Origin of the sequence: Sinomonas mesophila (assembly GCF_001999765.1) — a bacterium.
In the GTDB taxonomy this organism is placed as follows: domain Bacteria; phylum Actinomycetota; class Actinomycetes; order Actinomycetales; family Micrococcaceae; genus Sinomonas; species Sinomonas mesophila.
Genome location: NZ_KV908323.1, coordinates 4,585 through 22,238, shown reverse-complemented (window position 1 = coordinate 22,238; position 17,654 = coordinate 4,585). Strand labels below are relative to the sequence as shown.

Genomic DNA, 17,654 nt, shown 5'->3' with positions numbered 1-17,654 from the left:
CAGCGGCCGGACCCAACCGAAGGACCCGCTGTGACGATGAAGTCATCCCTGGAACCTCCGGGGCAGATCCCCGGAGACGTAGCCCCCGAGCCGGCAGAGCCGCCTGCGCCGTCGCGCCGCACCGTGATCACCGCGGTCGCCTCATTCGCGGCGCTCGGCGCCGTCACGGCGGTCTTCGGCGGCCGGCTCCTGAATCCGCCGTCGAGCACCGAGGACGGGGACTTCAGCGGCGAGACCCTTGAGTTCCTGATCCCCCTGGCCTCGGGAGGCGGCACCGACACGTGGGCCCGGTTCATCGGCACCGAGCTGGTCAGCCGTGTCCCCGGGCGGCCGGGCTTTGCTCCGGTCAACGAACCGGGTGGAGAGGGCATCTCGGGCACCAACCGCTTTGCCCGCTCCGCACGCGAGGATGGCACCGAGCTGCTCGTCGGAACCGCATCGACGGTCGTCCCGTGGGTGCTGGGCCGCTCCGCCGTGCGGTATTCGTTCGATGACCTTCAGCCCATCGTCGTCAACGGCACCGGCGGCGTGATCTACGCCCGTACCGAAGCCGGAGTCCGGGGCCTCGAAGACCTGGTCGGCCGATCGGCGCCCTTGGAATTCGGCGGAATCAGCGCGACAGGTCTGGACATCACCACGCTCGTCGCCTTCGACCTCCTGGAGGCTGACGTCACCTCGACCTTCGGCTTCGAGGGCAGGGGACCAGTGAACCTGGCCCTGCAGCGGGGCGAGATCGACATCGACTACCAGACGACGTCGTCGTACGGCCCTGCCGTCGCGGGGATCGCCAAGGAGGGCAAGGCCACGGTGCTCATGTCCTTCGGACAGCTCGACGACGCGGGCCAGGTCGTCCGTGACCCCAACTTCCCTGACGTCCCGACCGTCCCCGAGGCCTACGAACAGCTCCACGGCGCACAGCCGGCCGGGGAGAAGTACGAGGCCTACAAGACCCTCTTGGGCCTCACGTACACCTACCAGAAGAGCCTCTGGGTGCCGAAGGGCGCACCGGCCAGGGCCGTGGACCTGCTGCGCAGCTCGTGCGCGCAGCTCGGGGCCGACAAGGGCTTCCAGGAGAAGGCGGCGAAGGTGCTCGGCGGCTACCCGCTCGTGGCCGACCCAGGAATGCCAGCCCGCGTCCGGGACGCGTACAGCGTCAGCAGCTCCGTCCGGGCCTACATCTCCGAGCTGCTCGCAGCCAAGTACAACATCCACGTGGAATAGGACTCCCATGCTCGACTCCGCCATGGCAGCGCTGGCATCACTCGCTGATCCGTCCCTGCTCCTGATGCTCCTGATCGGCACCGTCGCCGGTCTCGTCATGGGCCTCATCCCTGGGCTCGGCGGCACCGGCGCCGTCGCCATCCTCCTGCCCATCACCTTCGGCATGGAGCCGGCCCAGGCCCTTGCCCTGCTCATCGGCGCCCTCGCCGTCGTCCATACCTCCGACACGGTCTCCGCCGTGCTCCTGGGCGCGCCGGGTTCCGCCTCGGCGAGCGTGACGATGCTGGACGGGTATTCCATGGCCAAGAAGGGCCAGGCGGCCAGAGCCATGACCCTGGCCTTCCTCTCCTCCATGGCAGGCGGGATCATCGGCGCTGTCGGCCTGACCCTGGCCATTCCGCTCGCACGCCCCCTCGTGCTCTCCTTCGCGAGCCCCGAGCTGTTCATGCTGACCGTCCTCGGCGTCGCCCTCGCTGCCGTCCTCTCGCGGGGCAACATCATCAAGGGCGTTTCGGCAGGCCTCCTGGGCCTTGTCCTGGGCATGGTCGGGACCTCGCCCACGACCGCGGAAGAACGTTTCACGTTCGGCAGCCTCTTCCTGGGGGACGGGCTCTCGCTCGTCGCCGTCGCGCTCGGCGTCTTCGGACTGGCCGAGATCGCCTCCCGCGCCAGCCAGCGGAAGGGCCAGCACTCCAACATCACGCTCGGCGGCGGATGGCTGCGTGGCATCAGGGAGTGGGCCTCGCACTGGACCCAGGTGATCCGGGGCGCGCTCATCGGCATCTGGGCCGGCGTCCTCCCGGGAGTGGGTGCCACGGCAGGCACGTGGCTCGCCTATGGGCAGGCGGTCGCGACGGCCAAGGACAAGCGGCAGTTCGGCAAGGGTGATCCCCGCGGCATCGTCGGTCCCGAGAGCGCCAACAACTCCGTCGAAGCCGGGGACCTGATCCCCACGCTCCTGTTCGGAATCCCCGGCGGCGTCCCCTCCGCCATGCTCCTGGGCATGCTGCTGACCTACGGCATCCAGCCGGGGCCCTCCATCATCACCGACCACTTGGACCTGATGTACCTCATCGTGTGGTCCTTCGCCATCGCGAGCGTCCTGGGCGCACTCTTCTGCTTCCTGAGTGTCAAGCCGCTGGCGCGGCTGACGAAGGTCCCCTTCGCCGCCCTCGCCGCCGGGCTCGTCGCGATCATGCTCCTGGGCTCCTTCCAGGAGGGCGGCCAGCTGGGCGACCTCTGGGTCATGATCATCCTGGGCGCCTTCGGGTGGCTGCTGAAGACGACGGGCTTCCCGCGCGCGCCGTTCCTCATCGGCTTCGTCCTCGCCATCCCGCTCGAGCGCTATTACTTCCTGACCGACAGCCTCTACGACGGGCTCGGCTGGATGGCCCGCCCCGGCGTGCTCGTCTTCCTCGCGATCCTCGTCCTGCCCATCCTCTGGGCCCTTGTGAAGTGGATCAGGGCCCGCCGTCGCACCAATCTGGACGATGGCCACCGCGATGAGCGGCCGGAGGACGACGAGAGCGAGCTGAAGAACTCTACGTGGTCCCTCGCTGCCGCAGGGGTGTTCGTGGTGGCCTTCGCGGCCGCGCTCATCGCCTCCACCGGCTTCTCCCCAGAGGCCCGGCTGGTCCCCCAGCTCGTCGGCGCCGCCGGCCTGATCTTCTCGGGCATCCTCCTCGGAATCGAAGTCCGGACGGCACTGAAGGCGAGAGCGGCGCGACGTACGAGCCCCGGGTGGACCCCCGATGCCGGCTTCGCCCTGAAGACGTTCCTCTGGATGACGGGCTTCCTGGCCCTGACGGCGGGATTCGGATACCTCATCGCGGTGCTCGTCTTCATCCCCGCCTTCCTGCTTGTCGTCGCCAGGGCCCGGACCAAGGTCGCCGTCGCCTACACGCTCGTGCTGTACGTCGCGCTCCTGGCCCTCCCATCCCTGCTGCCCATCGACCTGCCGCAAGGCTGGCTGCAGACCATCATCTGAGACCGCAGCCCGCGGATCCCGACAGACTGGAGGAGAACCCCCACATGACTATCCTCGTGGCCTACGCTCCCGCCCCCGAGGGGCGGGAGGCGCTGAAGGCAGGGATCGCCGAAGCCCTGCTGCGCAAGACCGACCTGCTCATCGTGAACGTGAGCCGAGGGCACCACGAGCTTGAGCCGGAAGAGCTCAAGGAGGTGGAGGCCCGGCTCGCCGAGAACGGTCTCGCTCTCACCGTGGAGTCCTCGGTGCTCGCGGACCCCGGAGACGCCGTCGTGCAGATCGCCCAGGACAGGGGTGCCACCATGATCGTCGTCGGGCTCCGACACCGCTCCATGGTGGGCAAGCTCATCCTCGGCAGCACCGTCCAGCGCATCCTCCTCGAGGCGACCTGCCCGGTGCTCTCGGTGAGGACCGACGGCCTCTAGGGCCGCCTGCCAGGACCGCCGGGCAGGACCGGTGGCGCGCCGACCCCTCCCGCATCCCTTCGCAACAGGAAGCCCGACGGCCGGGCGCGGGAGCCGGGCCGGCTGCATGCCAGAAGCGGGGCGCCGCGAGAAGCGCCCCGCTTCTTGGTGCCCGCTTCCCCCGAGGTCCCGGCCTAGGCGGCGACGCCGATCACGAGGTTGACCGTGCTTGCGAGCACGAGGGTGGAGAACACGTAGGCGAGGAGGCTGTGCTTGAGGGCCTCGGCGCGGACGGCGGCGTCCGTGATGGCGGTGTCTGAGACCTGGAACGTCATGCCGAGGCTGAACGCCATGTAGGCGATATCGGTGTAGCTCGGCGGCGCCTCTTGGTTGAAACCGATGCCCCCTTCGGGTTCCGTGTAGTAGAGCTCGGTGTAGCGCAGCGTAAAGAGCGTATGGACCAGGAGCCAAGACGCGGAGACGACCAGGAGCGCGACGAGAGCGAGGACAACCCGCTCGGCCTTGTCCTCGCCGCTCGCCGAGATCATGACAAGGATGACGGCGATGATCGCCGCCGCGTTCGCGCACAGGATGAGGAACTCGCGAGTGCGCCGGCTCGGGTCCTCCTCGAGGGCGTGGGCGCGCGTCTGACCGACATCCATGGGGGCGATGCGGGACCACACCCAGACGTCGTAGACGAGGGCGGCCACGCCCCAGCCGACGGCGGGGGCGTACCACCACGACGCCGCAAGGCCGGTGGCGGCGAACCCGGCCGCGCCGAGGGCCGCCATCACGGTCAGGCGGGTGCGGGCCGTGCGCGCACGGGCGGAGGGGGCTGCCTGCTCCGGGCTCATGGGGCTATCCTCCTCCACAGCTGCGCGCAGCGGCGCGTTGTCCACATGCGCGTCCCGACGGTGCCGCGCGTCCGGTAAGATAGTGCAGTCTGTGTTCCAAGCCGGTCCTTCGGGTCGGCGGGGAGCGCGGGCACACGCACTGAACCTCCTGTTGCGGAGAGACCGCAACCGCTTAGCCCGAAGGAGGTGGGTTCACGTATGCGTCCTTACGAACTGATGGTTCTCATTGACCCGGAGGTCGACGAGCGCACTGTCCAGCCGTCGCTGGAGAAGTTCCTCAATGTGATCACCACCGACGGTGGAACCGTCGACAAGGTGGACATCTGGGGCCGTCGCCGCCTCGCCTACGACATCAAGAAGAAGAACGAGGCGATCTACGCCGTCGTCAACTTCACCTCGGAGCCGGCCACGGCCCAGGAGCTTGACCGTCAGCTCAACCTCAACGAGACGATCCTCCGCACGAAGATCATCCGCCCCGAGGACCAGAAGGTTTCCGCCAAGTAGTCTTGGCGTGATTCCCTCGCAATCCAGTACAACGCTGTTCAGTACGCAGGCACGGAACCAGGAGGAAGCATGGCAGGCGAGACGACCATCACGGTCATCGGCAATCTGACGAACGATCCCGAACTTCGGTTCACGCCGTCGGGTTCGGCCGTCGCCAACTTCACCGTGGCCTCCACGCCGCGCACCTTCGACCGCCAGACCAACGAGTGGAAGGACGGGGAGACCCTGTTCCTCCGCGCATCGATCTGGCGCGAGGCCGCCGAGAACGTCGCCGAGTCCCTGACCAAGGGCATGCGCGTGATCGTCTCGGGCCGGCTGAAGAGCCGTTCGTACGAAACCAAGGAAGGCGAGAAGCGCACCGTCATCGAACTCGAGGTCGACGAGATCGGCCCGAGCCTGCGCTACGCCTCTGCCAAGGTCAACCGCACCCAGCGCTCCGGCGGCCAGGGTGGCGGGAACTTCGGCGGCGGGGGCAACTTCGGTGGTGGCGGCGGCCAGTTCGGCGGCGGCAACGCCGGCGGGAGCTGGGGAGGCGGCCAGGGTTCCCAGAACCAGGGCGGCGGCTCCGGCGGCTGGCAGCAGGGCGGCGGCGCCCAGCAGCAGGATGACCCGTGGGCGACCCCGGGCGTCAGCAGCTCCGGAGGCTGGGGCAACGGCTCCGACTCCGAACCGCCGTTCTGAGCCGATCGACTTCTACTCATCAACACACCATCCCGTGGCACCGCCCACGGGCTCCACGACTCTAAGGAGCTCCACGATGGCCAAGGCTGAAATCCGCAAGCCGAAACCAAAGTCCAACCCCTTGAAGGCCGCTGACATCACTGTCATCGACTACAAGGACGTCGCCCTGCTGCGCAAGTTCATCTCGGACCGCGGCAAGATCCGCGCCCGTCGGGTGACCGGCGTGTCCGTCCAGGAGCAGCGCAAGATCGCCCAGGCGATCAAGAACGCCCGCGAGGTCGCTCTGCTGCCCTACTCCGGCGCTGGCCGCGGCTGAGAAGGGAAGCGATAGATCATGGCAAAGCTCATCCTGACTCACGAGGTGTCCGGTCTCGGCACCGCCGGTGACGTTGTCGAGGTCAAGAACGGCTACGCGCGCAACTACCTGCTGCCGCGCGGCTTCGCGCTCACCTGGACCAAGGGTGGCGAGAAGCAGGTCGAGCAGATCCGCTCCGCCCGCGAGGCGCGCGAGCACAAGACGCTCGAGGCCGCCCAGGCCCAGGCCGCTTCCCTCGCCCAGGCGCCCGTGCGCCTCGAGGTGAAGGCCGGCAAGGAGGGTCGCCTCTTCGGCACCGTCCGCGCCGAGGCCGTTGCCGGTGCTGTCGAGGCCGCCGGCCTCGGCGCCATCGACAAGCGCAAGGTCATCCTGCCGGGTCACATCAAGACCACCGGCAAGTACGAGGTCACCGTGCGCCTGCACGACGAGGTCTCCGCGGTCGTGACCCTCGAGGTCGTCGCCGCGAAGTAGTCCCGCCGGGCCCCTCAGGGCCGTTGGACACGAGGACCCCCTCCGCAAGGAGGGGGTCCTCTTCCGTTTCCCGCCCCGCCTCCGCCCCCGCCGGCCGGGTGGGAATACGACGCGGGCCGCTTCCGTTGAGGCGATAGATGCAAATGCATATACCCTCCCCAGGGAGGGGCCGGGAACAGAGCGAGGGAACCATGGAAGCCACCAGCATCGTCGTCATCTCCGCGGGCCTCGGGGTGCCGTCCTCCAGCCGGCTGCTCGCGGACCAGCTCGCCGCGGCCGCTGAGCGCCGCGCCCGGGAGGCGGGCCTGGAGCCGCTCGTGACCGTCTACGAGCTGCGCGACCTCGCCGTGGACATCGCCAACAACGTCGTCACCGGGTACGCGGCGCCGCGGCTGGCGGAGGCGATCGACGCCGTCGAGCGCGCCGACGCGATCATCGCCGTGAGCCCTGTCTTCAGCGCCTCCTACAGTGGCCTCTTCAAGTCCTTCATCGACGTCCTGGACCCGAAGTCCCTCCAGGGCAAGCCGGTCCTCCTCGGCGCGACCGGCGGCTCCGAGCGCCACAGCATGGTGGTGGACGTCGCGATGCGCCCGCTCTTCGCCTACCTGCGCACCCGGATCGTCCCGACGGCGGTGTTTGCCGCGCCCATGGACTGGGGCCGGGACGGGGCGGAGGGCGCCAATGGCGGCCTCTCGGCCCGGATCGAGCGGGCAGCTGCGGAGCTCGCGGCCGAGCTCGCCCCCGCCCCGGCGCACGCGGGCGCGGACGAGGGGTCGGGCGCGGGCGCGCACGCGGGGTCGGGCGAGCGTTCGGGCGAGGGGACCCGCCGCCCCGCCCTCGCCACCCGCCCCGCCGTCGCCACCCGCCCCGAGGACAAGTCCTTCGAGGACATCCTCGCGGATCTGACCGGGAGCCGCTGACGGTCCGGCCGCCGCTCCCGCGTACGATGGCGGGCATGGACGACCCCGCGGAGGACTTCGCATCGCCGGCACCGGTCTTCGACGGCCACAATGACCTGCCCTGGGCTCTGCGGCAGGACTTCGGCTACGACATCGCCGCCGCCGCGCTCGATGCGCCGCAGCCCCGCCTCCACACCGACATCCCGCGGCTCAAGGCCGGGCGCGTGGGGGCCCAGTTCTGGTCCGTCTTCGTGCCCTCGACGCTGAGCCCCGAGCACTCCGTGGTCGCCACCCTGGAGCAGATCGACTGCGTCCACCGTCTCGCGTCCACCCACCCGGACGTGTTCGAGCTCGCCGAGACGGCCGCCGACGTCCGGGCGAGCGCGTCACGCGGCCGGATCGCGTCCCTCCTCGGCATGGAGGGCGGCCACAGCATCGCGGGCTCCCTCGGGACGCTGCGCGCGATGCGCCAGCTCGGCGTGCGCTACCTGACGCTCACCCACAATGACGACATCTCGTGGGCCTGCTCGGCCACGGGCGCGGCGCGTGAGGCGGGCGAGGACTTCGGGCTCACCGCGTTCGGCCGCGAGGTCGTGGCGGAGATGAACAGGATCGGCATGATCGTGGACCTCTCCCACGTCTCCGAGCGAACGATGCATGATGCCCTCGACGCGACCTCAGCGCCCGTGCTCTTCTCGCACTCTTCGGCCCGCGCCGTCTGCGGTCACCCGCGCAACGTCCCCGACGGCGTCCTCGAGCGGCTGCCCGACAACGGCGGCGTGCTCATGGTGACATTCGTGCCCAAGTTCCTCTCCGAGGCCTGCCGCGCCTATGCCTGGGACCTGCGCGAGAAGCGCCGCGAGCTGGGCCTGCCGGTCGGCTTCCACGACACCGCCCCCGACGAGGACCCCCATGCGGCCTCGGAGTTCGCGGCCTGGCAGGCCGCCCACCCCGCGCCCGCGGCGACGGTCGACGACGTCGTGCGCCACCTTGAGCACGCCCGCGAGGTTGTCGGGCCGCGCCACCTCGGGCTCGGCGGCGACTTCGACGGCACCCCGGACCTCCCCGTCGGCATGGACGGCGTGGCCGGCTACGCGCCCCTCCTCGAGTCCCTCGCCGACCGCGGCTGGTCACGAGCGGACCTGGACGCGCTCTCGTGGGCCAACGCCATGCGCGTCCTCGAGGCGGCCGACTCCTAGAGCAGCGCGACGAACGCGCGCGCATCCTCGATGCTGATGTCGGAGTGCCGGCACAGCATCTGCGCGGCGTCCTCGGTGTCTCCGATGTGCGCGAGCTCCTTGATCTCGGAGTAGATCTGGTCGTTGAGCATGTTGCTGGCGACCTCGAGCGTCTGCCGCCCGTTGCTCACGATCGCGCGGTAGCGGTACGGGAAGCGCTGGGGGCGGCCCTCGCCGGAATCGGCCGTGGCCTTGGCCGGGGGCTCCGTCGCCTTCGTGGGGTGTACGGCGTTCTCGGGGCCGTTCTCGGGGCGCACGACGGCGGGCGGCTGCTCGGGCGTCCGGGGCACCTCGGGAGCTCGGCCCGCCACCGGGGCGTCCGCGGCGTCGCGGTGGGAGCGGGCGTCGGGGCCTGCGGTCTGGGTGGGCTCCATGGGGGCGGGCTCGGTCCCCCCAGTCTGGGGGCGCGTGGGCTCCTGGGGGGCGGATCCCGTGGGGGCGGGCTCCTCGCCGGCCGGCCGGCCGGGGGCGGGCTTCTCGGACACGGGCTTTCCGGGCCTCCCGGGCTCGGCAGACGTCGGCGGGGCCGCGGGCGCGGCCTGCCCGCCGCGGTACGGCTGGGGATAGCGGTCCAGGAGGAGCACGGCGTTGCGCGCCTCGACAAGGCGCACGTGGGTCGCCTCTCGGTAGGCGGCGATGGCCTGGACCGTCTGGCCTCTCGCGATGAGCGAGTAGATGGAGCGGTGCTGGGCCTCAGTGAGGCGGGCCGCGGCCGCCGCGGCGGCCTCGGGGCCGTCCGAGAGGGCGTCGCCGAGGGACGCGCGGCTGCGGCGGACCCCGGCGCGGATCACGAGGACGGCGGCGGCGACCACGAGGAGGATGGCCAGGGGCGGCAGGAGGTTTTCCATGGGAGGCGGGCTTCTCAGGGTTGCGGGACGGGCACTTCAAGCCTAGTCCCTGACCCCCTCGAGAGCCGCCTATATGCCACGGAGAACATGGGCCTCGAGGAGCATGGACCAGAAACGTGACGAACACCACATATTTTCCCGGCGCGTGGCTGAAAACACATATGTGAGCAGAACTCCGCCCGTCTGCGCTGTGGATTGCCGCTGTGGACAAAAAACTTTGATCCACACGCTGTCGATGGAGTTTTCCCACGTCAAAGGCCACTTATGCGAGCCATCGAGAAGTTATCCACACTTATCCACAGGGGATGCGAACAACGAAGGGCCGCTCTTCCACACCTTTTCCACAGGGGTGGTGAAAACGCGGCTTCACGGCTGTCGGTGAGCACCGTTAACGTTGCTGGCAACCCCTCCGGAGCGCCCGCGCGTGCAGCGGCACTCTGGGCCAAAGCTAATGACCGAGGTGTTCCGGTGTCCGCATCATCCGTCGAATCCCCGCCGGCCTACCGCGACGCGGACGCGGCGCGGACCCCACCCCAGGACATCGCGGCGGAGCAGTCCGTGCTCGGCGGCATGATGCTCTCCAAGGACGCCATCGCGGACGTCGTCGAGGTCGTGCGCGGCGTCGACTTCTACCGCCCCGCCCACGAGGCCATCTACGAGGCGATTATCGACCTCTACGGCCGCGGCGAGCCGGCTGACGCCGTGACGGTCTCGGACGAGCTGACCAAGCGCGGCGAGATCAACCGCGTCGGCGGGCCGGCGTACCTCCACGAGCTCATCCAGTCCGTCCCCACGGCCGCCAACGCCGGCTACTACGCCGAGATCGTGGCCGAGCGCGCCGTCCTGCGCAGGCTCGTCGGGGCGGGCACCAAGATCGTCCAACTCGGCTACGGGCAGGACGGCGAGGTCGAGGACCTCGTGAACCAGGCCCAGGCCGAGGTCTACGCCGTGGCAGAGCGCCGCACCTCCGAGGACTACGTCCCGCTCTCGCAGGTCATGGAGTCCGCGATGGACGAGATCGAGGCGGCCGGGCACCGCGGCGGCGGGATGACCGGTGTCCCGACGGGCTTCTACGAGCTCGACGAGCTCACCCACGGCCTGCACCCGGGCCAGATGATCGTCATCGCCGCGCGTCCCGCCGTCGGCAAGTCGACCTTCGCGCTCGACTTCGCCCGCTCGGCCGCGATCAAGCACAAGATGGCCACCGTCTTCTTCTCCCTCGAGATGGGGCGCAACGAGATCGCGATGCGCCTCATGAGCGCGGAGGCCTCGATCCAGCTCCAAGACCTCCGCCGCGGGACGCTGCGCGACGAGCAGTGGTCCAAGATCGCCTCGGTCCTCGGCCCGCTCAACGAGTCGCCCCTGTTCATCGACGACTCGCCCAACATGTCGCTCATGGAGATCCGGGCCAAGTGCCGCCGGCTCAAGCAGCAGCACGACCTCAAGCTCGTCGTCCTCGACTACCTCCAGCTCATGACGAGCGGCAAGAAGGTCGAGAGCCGGCAGCAGGAGGTCTCGGAGTTCTCTCGCGCCCTCAAGCTCCTCGCCAAGGAGCTCCAGGTACCGGTCATCGCCCTGTCGCAGCTCAACCGCGGCTCTGAGCAACGCCAGGACAAGCGCCCCATGGTCTCGGACCTCCGCGAGTCGGGTTCGATCGAGCAGGACGCCGACATGGTGATCCTGCTCCACCGCGAGGACGTCTACAACAAGGAGTCCCCGCGCGCTGGCGAGGCGGACATCCTCGTGGCCAAGCATCGCAACGGCCCGACCAAGGACATCGTCGTGGCGTTCCAGGGCCACTACTCGCGTTTCGCCAACATGGCGGCCGACGCTGGCGGAGAGGGCGGCGGGTTCTAGGACCGCCTCAGTCGAGGCAGAGGCAGAAGGGGTGCCCGGCCGGGTCAAGGAACACCCGGAAGGTCGTCCCGGGCTGATGCTCGTGCTTCCTGGCCCCGAGGTCCAGGACGGCCTCCTCGCCCGCGTCGAGGTCGTCGACGCTGACGTCGAGGTGCATCTGCTGGGGTACCTCCTGCCCCGGCCATTCCGGCGCGTGGTAGCCCTGCACGCCCTGGAACGCGAGGGCCTGGCCGGACTCGGCGCGGATCTGGGCCCACTCGGCCGAGGATTCCTCCACGGTCCAGCCCAGCAGCGCCGAGTAGAAGGCTGCGAGGGCTGGCGCATCGGGGCAGTCGATGACGGTGATGGGCGAGCGTGCGATGGCCATGGGCACACGCTAGCGGGGGAAGCGGGCGGATGGGGTCCCTTGGCTCAGCCGAGTTGGAGGCGCATGAGCACGCGGGGGAAGCCCGCGGAGACCGAGCCTGTGTCCGCGGCCTTCCAGAACCCGGCCCGCTCGAACATGGCCCGGGTGCCGACATAGGCCATCGTGAGGTCGACGCGCTCGCCCCGGTTGTCCACGGGGTAGCCCTCGACGGCGGGGGCGCCGCGGGAACGGGCGAACTCGACGGCCCCGTCGACGAGGGCCTGGGCGATGCCCTTCTTGCGATAGCCGGCCCGGACCCGGAGGCACCAGATGCTCCACACGGGCAGATCGTCGAGATGCGGGATCTTGGTTGAGTGCTCGAAGGGGTGGAGCTCGGAGCGGGGCGCGACGCCGGCCCAGCCGCACACCTCGCCATCGAGGTAGGCCAGGACGCCGGGCGGCAGGTCCCGCCCGCACAGCTTCCGGACGTACTCGCCGCGTTCGCGGCCCACGAGGGAGCGGTTCAGACGCGAGTCGACCCGGTGGCTCAGGCACCAGCAGACGTTCGAGTCTGGGTTCTTCGGCCCGAGCACCGTCGCGACGTCGTCGAACCGCTCGGCCGTGGCGGGCAGGACCTCGATCGGCATGTTCAGTGCACCACCGTATAACGCGCGCACGCGAAGTCGCGGTTCCGGGCGACGTCCTCGAGCCGGAGCTCGAGGCGGCGCGGCAGCAAGGGCGCGCCGGAGCCGAGAGCGACCGGGGCGTACTGGACCCAGATCTCGTCGAGCAGGCCCGAGTCGGCGAACTGTCCCGCGAGGCCCCCGCCACCCACGACCCACAGGTTGCGCCCACCCGCCGCCTGGATCATCTCACCGTGCACCTCGGCGACGGGGGCCGACGTGACCCGGATGTCGCCGTCGACGGTCGGGACCCCGCCGTGGGTGAACACCCAGGTCGGCTGCCGGTAGGGCCAGCGGCCGTCCTCGAGGGCCTCGGGGTGGTCGAGGATCCAGCGGTAGGTGTTGGCCCCCATGGCAATCGCCCCGACCTCGGCGATGAACGCGTTGTAGTTCATTGGCCCCCGGCCATCGATGTCGCGGGTCAATAGCCACGACAGCGAGTGCTCGGGGTCGGCGATGAACCCATCGATGCTGGAGGCGGTGTAGAACTGAGTGGCCATGGGCGCCAGTATGCCCCGCTCCTGTGGCGGGCACCACGGCGCCGCGTGCATCGGAAGCAGCGCGGGCCGGTCGGCCCGCACGAACACACCCCTGCCGAGGACAAGGCCGAGGCCCTTGAGGTTGACGCCGAGGCGCACGGTCATGGCGCCTGAGGCGTCTGGCGGACGACGGCGGGAGCGGCCGTCGCGTGCTGCCTCCCGCCGTCGGGGTTTAGCCGCGTGGATGCAGCGCGGCAAGGGCATGGTCATGTTCAGCCGTCGGGTCTGCGGCGGTGACACCTAGGGTCACGGGGCTCGCACGAGTCGGGTCAGAAGGGTGGGGGTGGGTCGGTGTGGGGGTAGGTGATGTGCTTGCGGCCGGAGGGCGCGGTCCATTCGAGGGTGCCCGGAGGGGGACTGTCTGGTGTCTTGGGCGGTGGGGTGCCTGGGCTGTTAGAGGAGTCCTGCCCGCTCTTGTGCTCTGTTCCTTGTTTGCTGCCGATCTGGCGGACTTTCCAGTAGCCGAGGGTCTTCTGGCGGTGGTGTTCGCGGCAGAGGAGGGCGAGGTTTCCGATGTCGGTCTCACCGCCCTGGGACCATGCGTGGGTATGGTCGGCCTCGGTGGCGGGGCCTGGCTTGTCGCAGGCGGGGAAGGTGCAGGTTGCGTCGCGGATGGTGAGGAAGCGGCGCATGGCGGCGGTGGGGGCGTAGCGGGTGCGCTCGATGGCCAGCGGGGCCCCGGTGAGGGGGTGGACGACGAGCCGGGTCCAGAACTTCGTCTGCGCGGCGAGCCGCCGGGCGGCCTCGGAGTCGATGAGCCCGTAGCCGAGGATCTCCCCGGGGGTGTCACTGGTGCCGGCGAGGGTCGCAGCGGGGACGGTGACCACGAGTTCGGTCCGCACGCCCGCGATCGGGCCCCCGGCCGAGCTGGTCCCGGTGGCGAGGAGGAGGTCGGTGAGGGCGTCGGCGCGCAGCTGGTTGACCGTGCGGGCCTCGTCGGGGGTTTGGAGGGAGCGGGCGATCGCGGTCAGTCGGGTGTCGATGAGGGCGCCGGTCTCGAGCGGGATGAGGGCGGTGAGGTGGGCCATGCCGTCCCCGCAGGGGGTGATGTCCACGCGGCGGTCGGCGAGGGCCTTGGCCTTGCGCACGGCCAGGGGCGTGTCGGCGTAGTCCTCGGCGAGGCGGTGCAGCCGCCGGCCGAGGGCGCCGGGGGTGGGGGTCAGGTCGGGGTCCTCGGGGGCGGCGATTCCCGCGGCGGCGGTGGCGAACTCCTCGAGGCGGGCGGCCGGGATGGGGATGGCTGCGTCGAGGATGACCGCGGCCCGGCGCCGGGTGAGCCGGCCGGCGCGCATGGCGGCCAGGACGGGGGCCATGGAGGGGTGGGTCGGGGCGAGGGCCTCCTCGACCATGGCCCGGGTGGTGCGCTGGGCGAGCTTGAGGCCCGCGGCGGCCTCGGCGGCGGCCACGGCGGGGGCGTCCAGCCGGTCCACGGGGGCCTCGCTGGAGGAGCCCTCGGCGCGGGCGAGCGCGGCGAGGAGGAAGATCCTGTTGGCGTCGAGGCGGGCCTGGTCGGCCCCGTTGGCCTCGAGGGCGTCCAGGACCTCCGCGGCGCGCTCGAGCCGGATCTGCGCCATCGCCGCCTCAGGCGAGGGCGGCTCCCCGGACGGGTCAGCCCCGGGATCGGCCGCGGGCACGGACGCTGGATCGGATGCTGACCTCGGCCCGGCATCGGACTCGGGATCAGGCGCGGGAGCGGCTCCAGGACCTGACGTGGAGTCGGGCGCGGTTGCGGCTGCCTCGGTTGCCTGCCCGCAGGTGCAGCCGCAGCGGCAGCCGCCGTCCGCCGTCGTCCTGGGCATGCCCGGGAGCGGGTCGAACTGTGCCGGGTCGAACCGCGGAGCCTCGATCCACCGCACGTCGGGGGAACAGAGGTAGGCGAACTCCTCCGGGCTCATCGGGTCCACGACCCCGAGCTCCTCGGGGCTCAGGTCAACGCAGTCGGCTTCCAGATACCCCCAGTCCTCGGGCTCGGCCACGTCGAGCTCCCACCTAGGGGCAGGCCGTGATGGATGGGGGGCGCCACCGGTCTCGCCGGTGACCTCTTCATCGAATCCATGTTCCCCTGCCATGGACCGATGATCGCATGCACCTCCGACAATTCTCTGCGGAGGCCAGAGAGCGGGGCGCCGCCGCCGCCCCAGCCGTGTGACCTGTGTGGCTAGAGCCGCTTTCCGGCGTCGAGGGACGCGGCCATGAACTCGGCGACGACCTTCTGCGAGATGGCGACGTCGAGCACGAACACGCCGTCCTCGCCCGTGGCGAGCCACTCCTCGAGTGCGGCGAGGTCGGCGAGGGTGCGGGCCTTGGCCCCGTGCGCGCCAAGGGCCCGGCCGAGAGCGGCGAAGTCGACCTCGCCGATGAGCATCGCCGTCGGGTCCAGGCCCTTGGAGGCGTACTGGTGCAGTTCGGCGCCGTAGGCGGAGTCGTTGAGCACGAGGATGACGCCCCGCCGGGTCGCGCGCAGGAACGTCTCGAGGTCGGCAAGGCCCATGAGCCCGCCGCCGTCGCCGGTGACGAGCACAGTGGTCCGGTCCGGGCGGGCGGTGGAGACCCCGGCGGCCGAGCCGAAGCCGAGCCCGATGGACTGGAACGCGGTGCCGACGAGGACCATGGCCCGGGGATCGGGCACGGAGAGGTACATCGGCGCCCAGCCGATGAAGTGCCCGCCGTCCATCACCACGGAGCGCTCCGCGGGCAGGATGCGCTCGAGGGCGGCGACGACGGCGCGCGGGTTGAGCCGGCCGTCGGGGCCGAACTCGGCCGGGTCCTCGACGGGGTCGGCGGAGCGGAACGCCTCCCCGGCCACCTCGGGAACCGCGGCCCGCCACGTCCCGGCCTGGTCGGCGGCGGGGATGCGTCCGGCGAGTCCCTGCAGGGCAGGGGCGAGGTCGGCGTGGAGGTAGTCGGTGACCTGGGGGTGGGCGAGGTCGGCCTCGGGCTCGTTGTCGATCCGGATGACGCGGGTGCCCTCGGCGAAGAGGGTCCCGTAGCGCCACTGGAAGGCGTTCAGGGACGCGCCGGCGACGAGGACGACGTCGGCCTGCCGGGCGAGCTCGAGCCGGTGGGTGCGGGTGAACCCGCCGGCCACGCCCAGGTCCCACGGGGAGTCGACGACGCCGACGGCCATGACCGAGGTCATGTACAGGGCGCCGAGCCGGTCGCCGAGCTCCTTGAGTGGGGCGGCGGCGTCGGCCAGGACGACCCCGCGCCCGGCGAGCACGAGCGGCCGCTGGGCCGAGGCCAGCAGCTCGGCGACCCGGTCGAGCTCGGCGGGGTCGGCGTGCCAGACGGGCTTGATGGGCAGCGGCTCGAGAGGCACCTGCCCCGCGGGCCCGGCCAATGGCGAGTTCCCGACGTCGTAGGGGATCGCGAGCACGACCGGCTGGACGGTCTGGGCGGCGAGGTCGAAGGCGCGGTGCGCCATGGCCGTGGCGTTCTCCGGGGTCGCGACGAGGGTCGTCACGCCGACGGCGGCGGCCGCGCCGGCCTGGTCGATGTCGAACGGGCGGGGCCCGGTCGTGGGGGCATCGCCGACCACCAGGACGAGCGGGATGCGGGCCAGTCTCGCCTCGGCCAGGGCCGTGTAGGTGTTCGTGAATCCCGCGCCATACGTCGTCGTCGCCGCCGCGATCCGGCCGGTGGCGCGGTGCCACGCGTCGGCCATCGTCACGGTCGCGGCCTCGTGCCGGGCAGAGGTGAACGGGAAGCCCGCGTAGGTCAAGTGGCTGATCATGTGGGCGTTGCCGTTGCCCATCAGGCCGAACAGGTGGCCTGCGCGCTCGGCGATGACCTGAGCGACAGCCGTGGAGACAGTGACAGGGGAGGAGACAGTGACAGCGGGGGAGACAGAGGTCGTCGAGACGGTCGTGGTCATGAGGGGCCCTTCAGTGCTGTGGGGCGAGGAGGGAGGCCGCGGTGCGGGCGGTGCTGAGGACGCGGTCGTTGGCCTCGGGGGTGCCGAGCGAGATGCGCAGGCCCTCGCCCGGGAAGGCCCGGACGGAGAGGGCGCTGTCCTCGAAGAGCCGGGCGAGGCGCTCCGTGTCGGCGCCCGCGGCCAGCCAGAGGAAGTTGGCCTCGGACGGCAGGACCGGCAGGCCGGCGTCGAGCATCCCCGCGAAGACGCGGCGGCGCTCGGCGACGAGGGCATCGATGCGCTCGCGCAGCTCGTCCTCGGCCTCGAGGGAGGCGATGCCCGCCGCCTGGGCCAGCGCCGTGACGGCAAAGGGGACCGCGACCTTCCCCAGGGTCTCGATCAGCTGGCGGGGACCGACGGCGTACCCGAGGCGCAGGCCGGCCAGCCCGTACGCCTTGGAGAAGGTGTGAAGGACGGCGACGTTGGGGTACCTGCGGAACAGCTCCATGCCAATGGCGGTGTCCGGGTGCCGGTTGAAGTGCACGTAGGCCTCGTCGATGACGACGAGGACATGCGAGGGTACCTTCTCCAGGAAGTCGTCGACGGCGGAGGCCGTGAGCACCGTCCCCGTGGGGTTGTTGGGGTTGCAGAGGAAGACGACCCGGGTCCGGGGCGTGATCGCGGCGGCCATCGCGGCCAGGTCGTGGCCGCCGTCGGCCGTGAGGGGGACCGGCTGCGGGACTGCCCCGGCCACCGTGGACAGGATCGGGTACGCCTCGAAGGAGCGCCACGCGAACATCACGCCGTCCCCCGGGTCGGTGGCCGCGTGGATGAGCTGCGAGGCCACCTCGACCGACCCCGCCCCGAGCCCGATGTTCTCGACGCCGACGCCCCACCGGAGCGCGAGGGCCTCCTTGAGCTGCTCCGCCGCGATGGCGGGGTAGCGGTGGAGG

Annotated in this window: 18 protein-coding genes; 10 read left to right on the top strand and 8 right to left on the bottom strand. The window is 70.8% G+C overall.

Annotation, left to right across the window (positions count from 1 at the left end):
• Positions 1-36: 36 nt before the first annotated feature.
• The 3 genes from BV907_RS02035 to BV907_RS02025 are packed head-to-tail and all read left to right on the top strand — an operon-like array spanning position 37 to position 3,633.
• Positions 37-1,221, top strand: coding sequence for a type 2 periplasmic-binding domain-containing protein (locus BV907_RS02035; RefSeq protein WP_077488365.1), 1,185 nt, complete (start codon positions 37-39; stop codon positions 1,219-1,221).
• 7 nt (positions 1,222-1,228) lie between these two features.
• Positions 1,229-3,208, top strand: a complete 1,980-nt coding sequence (locus tag BV907_RS02030) for a tripartite tricarboxylate transporter permease (RefSeq protein WP_077487997.1) — start codon at positions 1,229-1,231, stop codon at positions 3,206-3,208.
• A 44-nt stretch (positions 3,209-3,252) separates the two neighbouring features.
• The gene (locus BV907_RS02025; RefSeq protein ID WP_077487996.1) at positions 3,253-3,633 is read left to right on the top strand and encodes a universal stress protein; all 381 of its coding nucleotides are present in this window, start codon (positions 3,253-3,255) and stop codon (positions 3,631-3,633) included.
• A 173-nt stretch (positions 3,634-3,806) separates the two neighbouring features.
• Here the strand turns inward: BV907_RS02025 and BV907_RS02020 are convergent, their stop codons facing one another.
• Positions 3,807-4,466, bottom strand: a complete 660-nt coding sequence (locus tag BV907_RS02020) for a DUF1345 domain-containing protein (RefSeq protein ID WP_245827746.1) — start codon at positions 4,464-4,466, stop codon at positions 3,807-3,809.
• A gap of 198 nt (positions 4,467-4,664) precedes the next feature.
• Here BV907_RS02020 and rpsF point away from each other — a divergent pair, with 198 nt between their 5' ends.
• From rpsF to BV907_RS01990, 6 genes are all read left to right on the top strand, one after another.
• Entirely contained in the window at positions 4,665-4,970 is a 306-nt protein-coding gene (gene rpsF, locus BV907_RS02015) for a 30S ribosomal protein S6 (protein WP_077487995.1), read from the top strand.
• 69 nt (positions 4,971-5,039) lie between these two features.
• Positions 5,040-5,651: a single-stranded DNA-binding protein gene (locus BV907_RS02010; protein ID WP_077487994.1), complete on the top strand. Its 612-nt coding sequence runs from the start codon at positions 5,040-5,042 to the stop codon at positions 5,649-5,651.
• A 76-nt stretch (positions 5,652-5,727) separates the two neighbouring features.
• The gene (gene rpsR, locus BV907_RS02005; RefSeq protein WP_026820365.1) at positions 5,728-5,967 is read left to right on the top strand and encodes a 30S ribosomal protein S18; all 240 of its coding nucleotides are present in this window, start codon (positions 5,728-5,730) and stop codon (positions 5,965-5,967) included.
• An 18-nt stretch (positions 5,968-5,985) separates the two neighbouring features.
• Entirely contained in the window at positions 5,986-6,438 is a 453-nt protein-coding gene (gene rplI, locus BV907_RS02000; protein ID WP_077487993.1) for a 50S ribosomal protein L9, read from the top strand.
• A gap of 191 nt (positions 6,439-6,629) precedes the next feature.
• Entirely contained in the window at positions 6,630-7,358 is a 729-nt protein-coding gene (locus BV907_RS01995) for a CE1759 family FMN reductase (protein ID WP_077487992.1), read from the top strand.
• 35 nt (positions 7,359-7,393) lie between these two features.
• Positions 7,394-8,536, top strand: coding sequence for a dipeptidase (locus BV907_RS01990; protein WP_139346561.1), 1,143 nt, complete (start codon positions 7,394-7,396; stop codon positions 8,534-8,536).
• Here the strand turns inward: BV907_RS01990 and BV907_RS19735 are convergent.
• Positions 8,533-9,423, bottom strand: coding sequence for a hypothetical protein (locus BV907_RS19735; RefSeq protein ID WP_077487990.1), 891 nt, complete (start codon positions 9,421-9,423; stop codon positions 8,533-8,535). The two genes, BV907_RS01990 and BV907_RS19735, sit on opposite strands and share 4 nt — an antisense overlap.
• Positions 9,424-9,891: 468 nt before the next feature.
• Between BV907_RS19735 and dnaB the strand changes: the two genes are divergently transcribed.
• On the top strand, positions 9,892-11,280 hold the full coding sequence (dnaB, locus tag BV907_RS01980; protein WP_077487989.1) for a replicative DNA helicase: 1,389 nt from the start codon (positions 9,892-9,894) through the stop codon (positions 11,278-11,280).
• Between the two features lie 7 nt (positions 11,281-11,287).
• Here dnaB and BV907_RS01975 read toward each other — a convergent pair whose 3' ends face one another.
• From BV907_RS01975 to BV907_RS01950, 6 genes are all read right to left on the bottom strand, one after another.
• Positions 11,288-11,647 (bottom strand): VOC family protein, encoded by a 360-nt coding sequence (locus BV907_RS01975; protein WP_077488362.1) that lies wholly within the window; start codon positions 11,645-11,647, stop codon positions 11,288-11,290.
• A gap of 44 nt (positions 11,648-11,691) precedes the next feature.
• Entirely contained in the window at positions 11,692-12,273 is a 582-nt protein-coding gene (locus BV907_RS01970; protein ID WP_077487988.1) for a GNAT family N-acetyltransferase, read from the bottom strand.
• A 2-nt stretch (positions 12,274-12,275) separates the two neighbouring features.
• Entirely contained in the window at positions 12,276-12,953 is a 678-nt protein-coding gene (locus BV907_RS01965) for a dihydrofolate reductase family protein (protein WP_342745494.1), read from the bottom strand.
• A gap of 164 nt (positions 12,954-13,117) precedes the next feature.
• Positions 13,118-14,824, bottom strand: a complete 1,707-nt coding sequence (locus BV907_RS01960) for an HNH endonuclease signature motif containing protein (RefSeq protein ID WP_175637329.1) — start codon at positions 14,822-14,824, stop codon at positions 13,118-13,120.
• Between the two features lie 182 nt (positions 14,825-15,006).
• The gene (locus BV907_RS01955) at positions 15,007-16,722 is read right to left on the bottom strand and encodes a thiamine pyrophosphate-binding protein (protein ID WP_077487986.1); all 1,716 of its coding nucleotides are present in this window, start codon (positions 16,720-16,722) and stop codon (positions 15,007-15,009) included.
• Positions 16,723-16,732: 10 nt separating this feature from the next.
• The coding region (locus BV907_RS01950) for a histidinol-phosphate transaminase (RefSeq protein ID WP_245827745.1) at positions 16,733-17,654 on the bottom strand (922 nt) is incomplete at its 5' end.